General features: G+C 67.9%; 12 protein-coding genes. 9 read left to right on the forward strand and 3 right to left on the reverse strand.

Features of this window, described 5'->3' with window-relative positions; translation table 11 throughout:
• Window positions 1–135: 135 nt before the first annotated feature.
• Complete coding sequence (locus VM221_01775) at window positions 136–921, reverse strand: phosphodiester glycosidase family protein (GenBank protein ID HUT73546.1); 786 nt, start codon at window positions 919–921, stop codon at window positions 136–138.
• 463 nt (window positions 922–1,384) lie between these two features.
• On the opposite strand from VM221_01775, the gene VM221_01780 reads away from it, so the two are divergent.
• The 3 genes from VM221_01780 (at window position 1,385) to VM221_01790 (ending at window position 6,893) form a co-directional block, all read left to right on the forward strand.
• Window positions 1,385–2,578, forward strand: a complete 1,194-nt coding sequence (locus VM221_01780; GenBank protein HUT73547.1) for an extracellular solute-binding protein — start codon at window positions 1,385–1,387, stop codon at window positions 2,576–2,578.
• A gap of 136 nt (window positions 2,579–2,714) precedes the next feature.
• Entirely contained in the window at window positions 2,715–3,710 is a 996-nt protein-coding gene (locus VM221_01785; GenBank protein HUT73548.1) for an NAD(P)-dependent oxidoreductase, read from the forward strand.
• A gap of 120 nt (window positions 3,711–3,830) precedes the next feature.
• A complete protein-coding gene (locus tag VM221_01790) occupies window positions 3,831–6,893 on the forward strand; it encodes a GNAT family N-acetyltransferase (GenBank protein HUT73549.1) in 3,063 nt (1,020 codons plus the stop codon).
• Window positions 6,894–7,264: 371 nt separating this feature from the next.
• Here VM221_01790 and rpmB read toward each other — a convergent pair whose 3' ends face one another.
• Together rpmB and VM221_01800 are read right to left on the reverse strand one after the other, a co-directional pair.
• Complete coding sequence (rpmB, locus tag VM221_01795) at window positions 7,265–7,492, reverse strand: 50S ribosomal protein L28 (protein HUT73550.1); 228 nt, start codon at window positions 7,490–7,492, stop codon at window positions 7,265–7,267.
• Between the two features lie 632 nt (window positions 7,493–8,124).
• On the reverse strand, window positions 8,125–8,811 hold the full coding sequence (locus VM221_01800) for an XRE family transcriptional regulator (GenBank protein ID HUT73551.1): 687 nt from the start codon (window positions 8,809–8,811) through the stop codon (window positions 8,125–8,127).
• 235 nt (window positions 8,812–9,046) lie between these two features.
• On the opposite strand from VM221_01800, the gene VM221_01805 reads away from it, so the two are divergent.
• The 6 genes from VM221_01805 to VM221_01830 form a co-directional block, all read left to right on the forward strand.
• Entirely contained in the window at window positions 9,047–9,217 is a 171-nt protein-coding gene (locus VM221_01805) for a DUF2292 domain-containing protein (protein ID HUT73552.1), read from the forward strand.
• A gap of 156 nt (window positions 9,218–9,373) precedes the next feature.
• Window positions 9,374–9,685 (forward strand): YgiT-type zinc finger protein, encoded by a 312-nt coding sequence (locus tag VM221_01810; protein HUT73553.1) that lies wholly within the window; start codon window positions 9,374–9,376, stop codon window positions 9,683–9,685.
• The gene (locus VM221_01815; GenBank protein HUT73554.1) at window positions 9,682–10,296 is read left to right on the forward strand and encodes a sigma factor-like helix-turn-helix DNA-binding protein; all 615 of its coding nucleotides are present in this window, start codon (window positions 9,682–9,684) and stop codon (window positions 10,294–10,296) included. The genes VM221_01810 and VM221_01815 overlap by 4 nt, the downstream gene beginning before the upstream one ends.
• A gap of 130 nt (window positions 10,297–10,426) precedes the next feature.
• Window positions 10,427–10,864 carry a hypothetical protein gene (locus VM221_01820; protein ID HUT73555.1) on the forward strand — a complete coding sequence of 146 codons (438 nt, stop codon included), beginning with the start codon at window positions 10,427–10,429 and terminating at the stop codon, window positions 10,862–10,864.
• Window positions 10,746–12,023 carry a phage terminase large subunit gene (locus tag VM221_01825; GenBank protein HUT73556.1) on the forward strand — a complete coding sequence of 426 codons (1,278 nt, stop codon included), beginning with the start codon at window positions 10,746–10,748 and terminating at the stop codon, window positions 12,021–12,023. The genes VM221_01820 and VM221_01825 overlap by 119 nt, the downstream gene beginning before the upstream one ends.
• A 406-nt stretch (window positions 12,024–12,429) precedes the next feature.
• The coding region (locus VM221_01830; protein HUT73557.1) for a phage portal protein at window positions 12,430–13,959 on the forward strand (1,530 nt) is incomplete at its 3' end.

The raw sequence follows: 13,959 nt of genomic DNA on the forward strand, positions 1-13,959 counted from the left end.
AAGATTCAAGTGTGGCCATCTGAGGCCAGGCGGGACGCCTGGCCTACCGGTATCACCGCTCTCGCGGTAGGACAGCCGTCCGCGGCTGTCCTGGAGGCTGCGGCGTCTTTGATTCACAACCATGTTAACTGAGCGCTAGCCGCTGCGCGGGTGGGGCGCTTGGGCCACCACCGACGGGCGGCCATTGGCGTAAACCGCGATGACATGGGTGAGGCGGCGGCCGGGGCGCACGATGGTGTGGCCGCGGTAGTGCAGGGCGGCGGAGGTGCCGCCGTCGAGAGCGAAGGCGTGGCGAGCGCCCAGCGCCTTCATGATGGCCGCCATCCGCGTCAAGGTTACAGGCCGCGCGACCGCCACCAGCAGCAGCTTATGGTTGGGCCTGATGCCGAGGGCGGTGCGGCGAGCAGGGCGGTAGTGCCCCCGGTCGTGGAAGCCCTCTGCCGCAGGATCCACCGCGTACCTGCCGTCCTTGACCAGCGTCGGCCCCGCGAACAGGGCGGCGGAATACCCGCTCCAGTCCATGGCCTGATTGGCCCGGGTGGGCAGCAGCACCGCTTCGTTGCCGCGGGTGATGGCGAGGGTGGTGCCGGTGGCGACCGGGGACAGCAGCCGCCCGTCGAGCACGAGGTTGCCAATGGGCAGCAGGCACTCGACGCCGAAGAAGGTGCCGGTGATCGCGGCGTCGGGCCGCGAGCGACGCATGATCGAGGCGAAGGGCTCGGCGCTGCCGATGCCGTCGCGCGCGACCACCAGGGTCACGGCGACGTCGGGGTCGTTGAGGTTGACGGTGACGACGTGGACATCGGTGGCGGCTACCCGGCGGTATTCGTAGCCCACCGAAGAGGGGTCGGCAATCGCGGCAGCACCCGCGGTAATCAGCGCGACGCATATGGCGGCGAAGAGGCCGCTTCTCGCAAGCATCTGCTTCACGCCCGGTCACCCCGCACGGCCACTGAGCGCCGGTGGGCACGCCTCCACCTATGGTTATACCCGATGTCGGCCGGAAGCCATGGTACCTGGTTGGCTACTCGGCCCCAGGCGAGGCGCGTTGGGGTGGAACCAGGTGCGTTTCCAGCGATACGTGGAGCAATGCCGCCTCGGACGACCGTGTTTCGCCATCAATCTGAGACCCACCGGGGTTCCAGATACACCCCCGCTTGCTAGCTTGTGGCACAGGAATTGCGATGCAATGAGCGAGGGTGTGACCTCGAAAAGCGGGATTGAGGCGTGACGCCTGGTGGCAGCTCTATTCGAGGGGCTGCTTCACCCCGACGGGTCGGGGTGCCACTCCAGCGCGCCCCGGCATCCCCACCGATGAAGGTCACACCCGTGAGCGAGTCCGGCGCACAACCGGCGCTGGGACGGTCCTTCACCGGAGCAACGCATGACCAGAAGCGTGTCATTCCATCACTTCGTCGGCGGCGACCGCGCCAGCGCGATGGAGCACTTGGTGGGCGTGTTCAACGCCAGTCAATCCCAGGTCGTGGTGCGGGCGAAGGAGCTGCGAGACGGCATCAGGGATGACGCCACCGAGAGGCTGGGCCTCTTGCCGCCGTACCTGGGTAACAGCCTGCCGGAGGTAGTGATGGTCTATGCCGAGTTCATCGCCACGCTCGCGGACCAGGAGCGCATCCGGCCGCTGGATGATTTGATCGCCGGTGCGGAGGGCATAGAGGTCTCGGACTTCGTGGACGGGGTGATGGACACGGTGCGCTACCGCGGCCACATCTGGGGGCTGCCGATCGAGGGGGATCCGCACGCTCTGTACTGCAATCGCTCGCTGCTGGAACGGGCGGGGGTGAGCGCGGCGCCCGCGACCTGGGGGGAGGTCATGGCGGCGTCGGTCATGCTCGCCGCCGACACCGACGGGGACGGACGGACCGACCGCTTCGGCTGCAGCCACCATGCGTCTGACGTGCCCCTGCTGATGTGGCAGTTCGGGGCCGATCTCGTGAACGAGGAGCGGACGCGGATCGCCTTCGACAGCGAGGAGGGGACGCAGGCGCTGAAGTGCCATGCCGACGTGGGGGCGTGCTGCCCGGCGCACGCGGAGTTCGAGCGCGGCGACGTCGGCCTCAAGCTGGGGATGCTCGACTACTACCTGTCGGGGCGATGCGAGCATCTCGACTACGAGATCGCGCCGCTGCCGCGGGGGCGGCGGGCGGCCAACGGTTTCGGCGGAGCGGACAGCACGCTGTGCCTGGCGCTCGCCTGCCGCGAGCGGGAATGCGAGCGAGCGGGGTGGCGCTTCCTGCGCTGGTTCACGACCCAGGAAGGGCTTATGGAGTGGGTGCGGGCGACCGGCCACCTGCCCCTGGTGGGGCCGGTGCTGGCGAGCGACGAGTACCAGGAGTTCGTCGCGCGGCGGCCCCGGCTGCATACCTTCATCAAGCAGCTCCCCGCGTGCCGTGCGCGCCCGTGCATGCCCGAGTACCCGATGATCAAGTGGGCGATTCACGCGGCCGCGCATGAAGCCCGGCAGGACGGGCGCGGCTGCACCCTGGATGAGGCGCGAGAGACCCTGCGGCGCTACGCCGTCGAGGCGCAGGAGGCGCTCGACCGCCGGGTGAAGGTGTAGGGCGGTCGAGCCCGGTGCCGCGGCCTCCGCATCCCCGGCGGGCGCAGGCGGCGGCGTGCTGTCGGCCGGGGACGACAGGATCGCCGCGGACGCGCCCCAAGTAACGAACCCACCACGCTGACGCCGGAGACCGCCCATGAAGATCGCCTTTTTCGAGGTGCAGGACTGGGAGCGCGAGCTCATCGCGCAATCGCCGCTGGCGGACGCGACGGAGCTGTACGAGGAATGCCTCGGTGACCGATCACCACCGCCGCCGGCGAACTACGACGCCGTTTCGGTGTTCGTGTACTGCGGGATCAATCGCCAAGTCATGGAGAGCATGGCCAGCCTCAAGCTCATCGCCACGCGCTCGACCGGCACCGACCACATAGACCTGGCGGCGGCGCGGGAGCGGGGAATCACGGTCTGCAACGTTCCCGAGTACGGCGCGAATACGGTGGCGGAGCACACCTTCGGCCTGATCCTGGGGCTGTCGCGCAGGATCTTCCTGGCGCACGACCGGGTGAGCGGGGGCGACTTTCGGCTGGCGGGACTGCGGGGGTTTGAGCTCAAGGACAAGACGCTGGGGGTGGTGGGCGCGGGGGCCATCGGCCTGCACGTGATACGTATTGCGCGAGCGTTGAGCATGGAGGTGCTGGCCTACGATGTCAAGGAGAGCGCGCTGCTGGCGGAGATCCTGGGGTTTCGCTACGCGCCGCTGGCGGAAGTGTTCGCGCAGTCGGAGGTGATCTCGCTGCACGCGCCGCTGGCGCCGGCGACCCGGCATCTCATCAACCGCAAGTCGCTGGCGACGATGAAGCGGGGGGTGCTGATAGTCAACACCGCGCGCGGGGAGCTGATTGACACGCAGGCGCTGGTGGCGGCATTGGACTCAGGGCAGGTCGGGGGCGCGGGGCTGGATGTGTTCGAGGGCGAGCAGGCGGTCAAGGAGGAGAGCGTCCTGCTGCGCGGGGAGCGCAAGCCGCCGCGGGAGCTGCGGCCGCTGCGGAGCCTGCTGGAGCGCGACAACGTGATCATCACCCCGCACATGGCGTTCTACAGCGAGGAGGCGCTGCGGCGCATCCTGGATACGACCATCGAGAACCTGGTCGCCTTCGAGCGCGGGCAGCCGCAGAACGTGGTGGGGGGGTAAACAAGAGGTAACCGCCGATTGACGCCGACACACGCCGATAGAACTGAAGCACTGGACAAGTTCCTTCCTATCGGTGTCCGTCGGCGTTGTCGGGGGTTCAATCCTTGACGGAAGACGATTGTGGTGATAGTGATACGCGAGGCTTGCTTGGCGGACACGGGTGGGATCGCGCGGGTACATGTGGATGCGTGGCGGAGCACGTACCGGGGGATGGTTCCCGATGAGCACCTGGCTGGTTTGTCGTACGAGAAAGCGGAGAAGGCGGCAGAGCGGAACTTCACCGAGGCCGAGACCGGATACTTCGCTTTCGTTGCGGAGACGGAAGAAGGCGAGATCGTCGGCTTCGCGAGCGGCGCGCAAGCGGCCGCGGATGACGCGCCGTTTGCGGGGGCGTTGCCGGCCATTTATATCCTGGAGGAGTACCAACGGCGGGGGATAGGACGCCGACTCGTGCAGGCGGTTGCGCAGCGGCTGGTGGAAATGGGCATGTGCTCGATGGTGGTGGGGGTGTTGAGAGAAAATGCGTCGCGCAGCTTCTATGAGCATCTGGGCGGTAGATTCACGGGTAGCAGGACCATTGTCATCGGCGGGCGGGAGTGCGAAGAGGTCTGTTATGGCTGGGATAATGTGATGGCGCTGGCGGCGCAGCGCCAGGCGGAATGGGACGCACACCGGCGGGAGCTCGCGTCGGAGCGGCACCTTTTCGGGCGCGGCGAAACGCGCGTCTACCGCGGCGACAACCTGACTGCCATCAGCTTTCCCGTGGGCGGCATCGGCACCGGCTGCATCCAGATGGACGGCACGGCGCGGCCGGCGGTCTGGCAGATATTCAGCAATCACCGGCAGGCGGTGGTGCCCCACAGCTTTTTCGCCGTGCGGGTGAAACCGCGCGACGGCGAACCCCTGGTGCGCGCGCTGCAGACGACGGCGGTGGGCCCCTTGGCGGGGATGAAAGGGCTGAGCTTTCGCGGCGAGTACCCGTTCGGATGGTTCGAGTTCGAGGACCCGGAATGCCCGATCGGGGTGACGATGGAGACGTTCAATCCGCTGCTCCCGCTGGAGGCGAGAGACTCGGCGATCCCCTGCGCGGTCTTCAACCTCGCGGCTGAGAACCGCGGTGCGGACGGCATCGCCGTGAGCTTCCTGGCGAGTCAGCAAAACGCCGTTGGGTTTACCGGAGCCGAGGAAATCAGGGAGCGTTCGCACCCGCATTACGGGGGTAACCGCAACCGGGTCCTGTGCGAGAACGGCGCGACCGTCGTGCACATGACGGCGGGAAGGGACTGCGCGGCGCCCGGCTGCGGAGACATGGCGCTGGCGACGTTCGCTGAGGCCGCGACGGCGACCGCCGCCTGGGACCGCCTCGAAGCGCTGGCGGCCGATTTCGCCGTGGACGGCGCGGTCGCGGGCCCGCAGACCGCGGGGCCTTCGCCGGGCGGGGAGACGATAGACGCGGCGCTGGCGGTGGGCTTCAGCCTGCAGCCGGGGGAGAAGAAGACGGTCACGTTCGTCCTGACCTGGCACTTCCCCGGTGCCACCCACGGAGAGGGCGCGTGGGGCGGAGCGGGCAACATGTACGCCAACTGGTGGCCCAACGCGCTTGAGGTGGCGCGCGAGCTGGGCGCACGGCTGGAGGAGCTGACGAGGCGGACGCGGCTCTATCACGACGCGCTGTACTCCTCGAACCTGCCCCACTGGCTGCTGGACCGCATCAGCTCGCAGGTGGCGATCCTGCGCAGCCCGACGTGCTTCTGGACGGGAGGCGGCTACTTCGGCGGCTGGGAGGGGTGCGGGCAATCTCAGGGCTGCTGCGCAGGGAACTGCTCCCACGTGTGGCACTACGCGCAGGCACCCGCGCGCCTGTTCCCGCAGATCGGCCGCGTCATGCGCGAGCAAGAGCTGCGCTTGCAGACGGCGGAGGGCGGGGTGCCGCACCGCCAGTGCCCGGAGTACGGGCCGGCGTGCGATGGGCAGTGCGGGGCGATTCTCGGCGCCTACCGGGAGCACCTGCTGAGCGCCGATTCGGGATGGCTCGACCGGTGGTGGACGCGCATCCGGAGGGCGATGGACTACGCCATCGCGACGTGGGACGCGGACGAAGACGGGGTGCTTGCGGGGGCGCAGTGGAACACCCTGGACGAGGCGCTCGGGGGGAGCTCGTCGTGGCTGGGATCGCTGTACCTGGCGGCGCTGGCGGCGGCGGAGAAGATGGCTGGACTGCAGGGGGATGAGGCGGCGGCGCGTTATCGTCACCTGCGCGAGTCGGGGGCACGCGCGCAGGACGAGACCCTGTTCAACGGCGAGTACTACGTCCAGCTCCCTGATGCGGAGGCGGGCAAGGACTACCTGACGGGCTGCCACATAGACCAGGCGCTCGGCCAGTGGTGGGCGCATCAGCTCGACCTCGGCTGGCTCTACCCGCCCGACCACGTGCGCAGCGCCTTGTCGGCGCTGGTGAAGTACAATTTCCACGCGGACTTCCGCGGCATCGCGCAGTCGCCGCGCAAGTTCGTGGCGGACGAGGACGCGGGGATGCAGATGATCACCTGGCCCCGCGGGGGGCGTCCCGACGCCGAGCAAACGACGTTCTACGCCGACGAGGTGATGAGCGGGTTCGAGTACGCGGCGGCGGCGACGATGGTGCAGGCGGGGCTGCTGGAAGAGGGTTTGATGGTGGTGCGAGCGGTACACGACCGCTATGACGGGCGGCGGCGGGAGGGGCTGACGCCGGGGGACACGGCGTCATGGGGCTACAGCGGCAACCCGTTCGGGGACGATGAGTGCGGCAAGTTCTACGCGCGGGCGCTGAGCGTGTGGTCGCTGCTGCTCGCATGCCAGGGGTTCGTCTACGACGGGCCGGCGGGGGTCATCGGCTTCAGGCCGGTGTGGAGGCCCGAAGATCACAGGTCGTTCTTCATCGCCGCGGAGGGCTGGGGGGTGTTCGCGCAGCGGCGCGGTGATCGCAGCCAGATCGAACGCATCGAGGTGCGCCACGGCCGGCTGCGGGTGAAGACGATGGTCTTCGAGGTGCCGGAGCAATGGCAGGTGTCGCAGGTGACGGTCATACTCTCCGGCGCGCCGGTGCCCGCGGCGCTCACCGTTGAGGGGGGACGAGTCCGCGCTCTCCTGACCGCGGAAACAGTCGTGCGGGAGGATGAAAGCCTGGAGGTCACGCTGCGATAGCGGCAACCGATGCTGCCGCCACCGGGTGTTGCGGGGATGCTCGATGCCGGCGGCGCCGGTATCCTCGCCTGCGAGCGGGGGCAGCCGCGGAACGTGATGGGGGGATAGAGGTCTTAGCCGCCGATGAACGCCGAACAAGCAGGAAAGAGATTAGCCGCGTGGGAGAACGCGGCGGCTTGCCCGCCGCAGAGGGGCGCGGAGGAAAACGAGAAGAGGCTAGCCATACGCAAGAGCTGATAAGCGCGGATGGGACGGATGGCACTGAAGAGATGGCACAGAGGGTACTCGTAGGGGCACGGCATGCCGTGCCCCTACCTGTGTCGCGCCCGGTCCGACCCCGAAGAACACCCATCAATTCATCGTTGACGCAACTAGGGCCGTGTGACCTTGCCGGCCTTGAGGCACTTGGTGCAGACGCGCATGGTGCGAGAGCGCCCGTTGACGACAGCGCGGACGCTCTGCAAGTTGGGCTTCTGCCGGCGCTTCGTCCGCTTGAGGATGCGTGAGCCGGCGCCGCCCTCCTGCTTGGGCTTGCCGCGACGCGCGACGGTGTTACCGGCAAGTGGTCCCTTGCCGCAAACGGCACAGCGATGTGACATCTCATTCTCCTTTGGGGCGGAGAACGAGCAGGGGTCAAGCAGAGGGCCGCCGGAATCCGCGAAGTGGTCGGCGGCTCGTGGTCAAGATCGCGTGGATGGCCCTGCCGTTGCTCCGGATAGACACGTGACATAACCCCGGCCCGCGGCAGAGGCGAGCGCAGGGAACAAAGAAGCAGGTGTGTCTATCCGCTAGTCCGGCATAGGGCCTCGCAGTGCACGGCGGTGGTGACCAGAGTATAGCCCCGCAGCGCGGAGGTGTCAATCAAGCGGCGGCGGGGGGTGTGACCGCGAAAAGTTGGTGTGAGGATCAACCCATGGAGCATGGCCGCCCCGGCCGTGTGGGCGACCCGCCTCGTCGGGTCGCCAAATGACACAGGCGAGGGCGCCTATGCTCCACGTGGGATGCACGGCGCCACCTCTCCGGTCAACTCCACCAACGAAAATCGGTCACACCCGCGGCGGGCGGCGGGTGGCGAGCGCAGAAAGCGTAGACGGCGGTCGCGTTGTAGGGGCGGCCCGGTGTGGCCGCCCATTCCCAGCGGCTAGGCCTAAAGGTCGCCGTGGCGGTCGCTTTGCGACCTAGCCACCGAGGGCCCCGATAGATCGGGATTCGGAAACGGCGGTGCGACACCTCACCGGCGCAGGGCGGAGCGGGGGCGCCAGGAGCAGGTGACGACACCCTCGATGGCGAGGTCGCCCGGGGACATGGGGATGGCGGCGTAGGCGGGGTTGTCGGATTGGAGAGTGATGCCGTGGGGGGAGCGGCGCAGGCGCTTGAGCACCAGTTCAGATCCCACGCGGGCGATGACGATGTCGCCATCCTCCGCCGCATGCTGGCGGTGCACCGCGACATACTCGCCCTCGCGCAGGGTGGGCTCCATGGAGTCGCCGGCGATGCGCAGCGCGTAGTCGGCGTTTTCGGAGACCGCCTCGGGCAGGCGCAGCACGCCCTCGTCGCGCGGCTCGATTTCGCTCAGGGGGCCGGCGCGGATATGGCCCAGCACCGGCAGGTCAATGATGCCGGGGCGCACCTCCGCGCGCTCGACGCGAGCGCGATGCAGGGCGCGGTCAATCTGGGTTTGGGCGGCTTCCTCGCGCACGGAGTCGGGCTGCCCCTCGAGCAGACGACCCACGGGCACCCGCAACACTTCAGCCAGCCGCACCACGGTCGCCAAGGCGGGGGTCTTGGTGCCGCGGAAGTAGGCGTGCAGGGCCTGGGGTGACACGGGCACCCGACTGGCTGCCTCGACTACGGTCAGGCCCGCCGCGCGCACCGCCGCGCGCAGCTTTTCACCGAGCAAGTTGCGGTCGAGAGGCATTGTAATGGGATTCTACCATGAATGCAAAAATATTTTTGCATTTTTTAGCGTCGCCCTTGACAATAGGCTCCTCAGAGTTTATAGTAGAAACCACTGGGTGCTTCGGAGCGGCCGTGATTAACGGGGATGGCTGGGACGATACAGGCGGAGCGCCTGTATCGTTCGCTGTAGCCCGGAGCCGCGGGACGGCTCGGAGGGATCGGCGAAAAGCATCGGCTGGGAGGAGAAAGGTAGTATGGCTAAGGTATCGCCGGCGCAGCGCAAGTGGCTGTTGGAGATGACATGGGAGGAGGTCGAGCTGGTCAGGGCCTTGCGGGCCCTGAAGTACGGTCGCGTGACCGCGGTCATTCAGGATCGTCGGGTGGTGCGATTGGAAACGATGGAGCAGCGGGCCTTTAGCACCTAGGCCCCATTTCGCCGAGCGAAGAACGCAGGCGAGTCATTCCGCGAAGTTCACAGCCGGGAGCGGCTGTGAATCACACGCGGAGGTGGCTCGCCTTTTGGTTTGGCGCTCGGCGCGCATCGTCCCCCCTTTTCCGACCAGGCACCAACGGAGGTCCTGATGATTACGGAGGTCATGCGGCACGAGTTGGATTCGCGACTGGCGTCGTGGCTGGGGCTGCGGCGTTGCCCGTGGTGCGAGCAGCGGACGCTGGTCATCCACACCGCGGCGGAGCCGTGGCGCACGCGGGTGGAGCGCGGCATCACCGTCATCCGCGGCACGCCGTGGTTTCGCTGCGGCCACTGCGGCCAGGACGGAACGCTGGAGTTCCTCTACTACATCGTTTTCCCCGACGCCCCCGAGACCGAGGAGATGGAGCGCTTCCGGCACCTGTTCTCGGGCGGGGTGTGGGACCGGGAGGAAAGCCGATGACGCGCGCCGACACGAAGCCCCCGGCGGCGGGCACCGCGGCCGCCGAGGAGGCCGCCGACGGCTTGCTCCGCGAGACCCCAGGGGTCTATACGGCACGCCAGTTGCGCGAGAAGGCGCGGCGCGAGACGCCGGTGAGCGGTCTCGCCGCGGCTGGAGGTGAATACGCGCTCGACGCCGAGGATTGGCTAACGTTGCGCCGGCTGGGGGCGCTGCAGCGGCGCTTGCGCCTGACCATCTTCTACGACCGGCTGGATGACAGCGAGCGGCGAGTGATGATTCGCCGGCTGGATGGGGCGCGCCAGCGCGAGATCGCGGCGGAGTTGGGGGTTTCGCAGCAGCGGGTATCAAGAATCTTCGCGCGGGCGGTTGTAAAATGCCGCGATGCGTCCGCGTTATATGAAGGCAGTCCGCTGGAGGGGGAGTTCTGGTGGCAGGTGCGGGAGGCGGAAAAGTCGGTTTACCGGCGGCCCGAGCGCGTGTGGCGGCACCAGCGGGCGCCGGACCGGGCGCTGGTGCGCAGCCTGCGCGGCAAGGGCGGGAGGTTCCTGTTCTTCGTGAATGTGGAGGGAATCACCGCAGAGGCGCAGAGACCGCAGAGCAGAAAAAGGTAGAGGGTCATAGCCGCGGGTGAACGCGGATGAAGTCCGCCGTCGGACGCGGGCTCCGTCCACGGCGACCCTCACCGTGAGAGGGGTTGGCAGCCGGGACGGCTGCCTCACGATGACGAGGTCGGAGGGCAGGGTGAGATCAGGACGCAACCACCGCTGGGAGCAGGCGATACCGCTGCTGTTGGCGGGCATGAGCAGAGAAAAGGTCGCGCAGGAGGTGGGGGTGCGCGCGGACACGATTGAGGCGTGGCAGCGCGATCCCGATTTCTGCCGCCGCCGCCAGGAGCACCTGGAGGCCAACTTCTCGCTCGCCGCGCAGGTGCTGCGCAACTCTTCGCTGCGGGCGGTGGAAAAGCTGCTGGAGCGGGTGGAGGAGAGCGACGTCAGCGCGGCGGTGCATGTCCTGAAGGCGGTCGGCCTCTACTCCGAGCGCACGGCCGGCAAGCTGAACCATGACCACGGCGGAGAGATCGTTATCCGATGGGACGACGGCGACGCTATCGTGTCCGCCCGCGCGCCGGACGCTGACCGTCCCGTACCGCCCCACTACAGCGCAGCGGAGGTTTCATGATTCCCGGGCGCGGTTTCGCGTCCTCGTCGCCGGGCGGCGCTTCGGGAAAACGAAGGCCGCGGTGAATGAACTGATCCGCGCCGCCATCCGCCAACCGGGGTCACTCAACTGGTGGGTGGCGCCGACGTTCTCGATCACGCGCAAGGGGTGGCGCGAGTTGTTCGCGTTCCTGCCGGAGGAGATCATCGCCAACGTCTCGCGCACGGAGGTGATGGTGGAGCTGGTCAACGGCTCCAGCATCTGGTTCAAGTCCGCCGACAACCCCGATTCGCTGCTCTCCGAGGGGCTGGATTTCGTGGTGGTGGACGAGGCGGCGCGGGTGAGCGAGGAGGCGTGGGGCCGCGCCCTGCGCCCCGCGTTGAGCGATAAGCTCGGGCGCGCCGCCTTCACGGCGACGCCCGCGGGCAAGAACTGGCTCTACCGACTGTGGCTGCGGGGGCAGGACGCGCTGGACACCGAGGTTGAGAGCTGGCGCTTTGCGACCACCGACAACCCGTACATCCCGCGCGGCGAAATCGCGGCAGCGCGCAAGGGGATGGTGGAGCGATACTTTCGCCAGGAGTACCTGGCGGCGTTCGAGGATGACGTGGGCGCGGTGTTTCCGCAGGCCCGGCGGCAGGCGACGGGCGCGTTTGAGGAGCCTGGCGCGCAGGAAGTGGTAATCGGGGTTGATTGGGGCAAGCACCAGGACGCGAGCGTGTTCGTGGTGTTGGATGTCGCGCGCAACACGGTGGTGGCGCTCGACCGGCAGCTGCAGGTGGATTACACGCTGCAGATGGGGCGGCTGGGGGCGCTGGTCGAGCGCTGGCGGCCGCGGATGATGGTGGCGGAGATGAACTCGGCGGGCGACCCGCTGGTGGAGCAGTTGCGGCGCGATCTGCCGTGCCCGGTGGAGGGGTTCCTGACCACCGCCGCCAGCAAGCGGCAGTTGATTGATGCGCTGGCGCTCGCAATTGAACGGGGAGACATCACTTACCCCGATGTGCCGGAGCTCGTCGGGGAGCTCGAAGCCTTCCGCTACGAGCTGACGGCGGCGGGGAATGTCCGCTATGCCGCGCCCAGCGAGCGCTATCACGATGACTGCGTGATGGCGCTGGCGCTCGCCTGGCACGCGGCGGCGCATACACGGCCGCCGGTGGTGCGGTGGCTGGGGGAGTAGGGATTAACCACGGAGAGCACAGAGGGCACGGAGAGGGATCATCCACAGATAAACGCAGATGGACACGGATGAGGGAAACCGACTAACCACAGAGCACACAGAGAAGAGAAGAGGCGGAATGAACCGCCGATGAACGCCGACGAGACTTGAACCGCGGAGGCGCAGAGGACGCGGAGACAAGACGGCAATTAGCCGCCGCTCAACAGGGATGGGCGCGGATTACTGGTAGGGGCGCATGGCCATGCGCCCCTAAGGTTTGCCAGCCGGGGGCCCCGATGGATCGGGATTCGGAAACGACTGGGCCACATGGGCGCGATGAATCGCGCCGTCAGAAGCTGGTGTGCTCGCAGGCGGGACGCCTGCGCTACCAGATGATGGGGAGTCAACGCGATTGACCCGTAATGTAATGACAGGTTTGCGAAATCTCGCCGGGCGGGTGTTGGGCAAATCGGCCTGGGAGACGGTGTGGCGGCGGCACCATGTCTATGGCATGGACGAGGCGCCGGCGGGCATGTTCTCTCACACCTCGGACTACCTGGAGGCCTACTCGAAGATCGGCACGGTCTATGCCTGCACCAGCCTGATCGCGTCGTCGTTCGCGCGGGTGCCGTGGCATTTCGAGGACGCGATGGGCAATGAGGTGCGCCGCGATGACCTGCGCCGTCTGCTGCGCCGCCCCAATGCTTGCATGTCGGGGTTGGAGTTGTTCGAGGCCACGGTTACACATCTCGAACTGACGGGCAACGCCTTCTGGTATCTGAGCGAGGTGGACGGGACGGGCCTGTTTGAGGCCGATCCCGCGGGGGTGTTCATCACCGACGCCGACGGCCGGCCGCGGCCCTCGGGTCGCCCGAACTTCGGGCGCCCGCGGGAGATCCATTACCTGGAGCCGGACCGCGTGCGCATCGCCAAGGGCGCGGACGGCGCGCCCTCGGGCTATGTCTATCGCGCGGCGACGACCGACGTGCCGCTGGAGCCGGACTGGGTCGTCCACTTCAGGTATTTCAACCCCCTCGACCGCTACTGGGGGATGGGCGTGATCCAGGCGGCGGCGCTGAAGCTGGAGACGGACTACTACTCGGAGCGCTGGAACCGCAATTTCTTCAAGAACTCGGCGCGTCCCGACGGTGTGCTCGAAACCGACCGCACGCTGAGCGCGGCGGAGTTCGATCGCCTGCGCGAGGAGTGGCGCAAGGGGCACCTGGGCACGGAATCAGCACACCGAACTGCGATTCTGGAAGCCGGGCTGAAGTACAAGCAGCTCACCGCCGGCCAAAAGGACATAGATTTCTTGGCGGGGCGCGAGTTGACGCGGGAGGAGATCTGCTCGATGTTCGGGGTGCCGCCGGCGAAGATCGGGGTGCTGCGCTACGCGAACTACGCCAACGCGCGCGAGCAGGACAAGACGTTCTGGGCGGAGACGATGGAGCCGAAGCTGGCGCGGTTCGCGGCGCGGGTGACGGGGGAGCTGTGCGCGCGGTATGCCCCGAACCTGGAGTTAGTGTTCGCGGATGTGACGCCGCAGGACCTCGCGCAGCAGGCGGAGGTGGCGGTGCGGCTGGCGGCGGCGGGCTTGCGGACGATCAACGAGCTGCGGTCGGAGTTCAAATGGGGGGACCCGGTGGCGTGGGGGGATGCGTGGTGGGCGCCGAGCACGCGGGCGCCCGCGTGCCGGTCCGAGGGGACGGTGACGGCGGAGATCGGTGAGCGCACTGTAGGGGCGGCGCTCCGTGGCCGCCCGTTCACAGCCGAGGGCGGCTGTGCCACAGGTGAGGATGGCGTGCGGCGGGGGCTGAAGCGGCTGTACCAGGGACAGCAGAGCGCGGTGCTGCGGGCGCTGCGGAGCAAGGACGGACTGCTGAAGGCGATGGCCGCGGCGGATGAAACGGAGCGCTTGCGCCAGGTGAAGGAATTGCTCGACCACGCGGTTGACTGG

The sequence above is a fragment of the Armatimonadota bacterium genome, assembly GCA_035527535.1.
In the GTDB taxonomy this organism is placed as follows: domain Bacteria; phylum Armatimonadota; class Hebobacteria.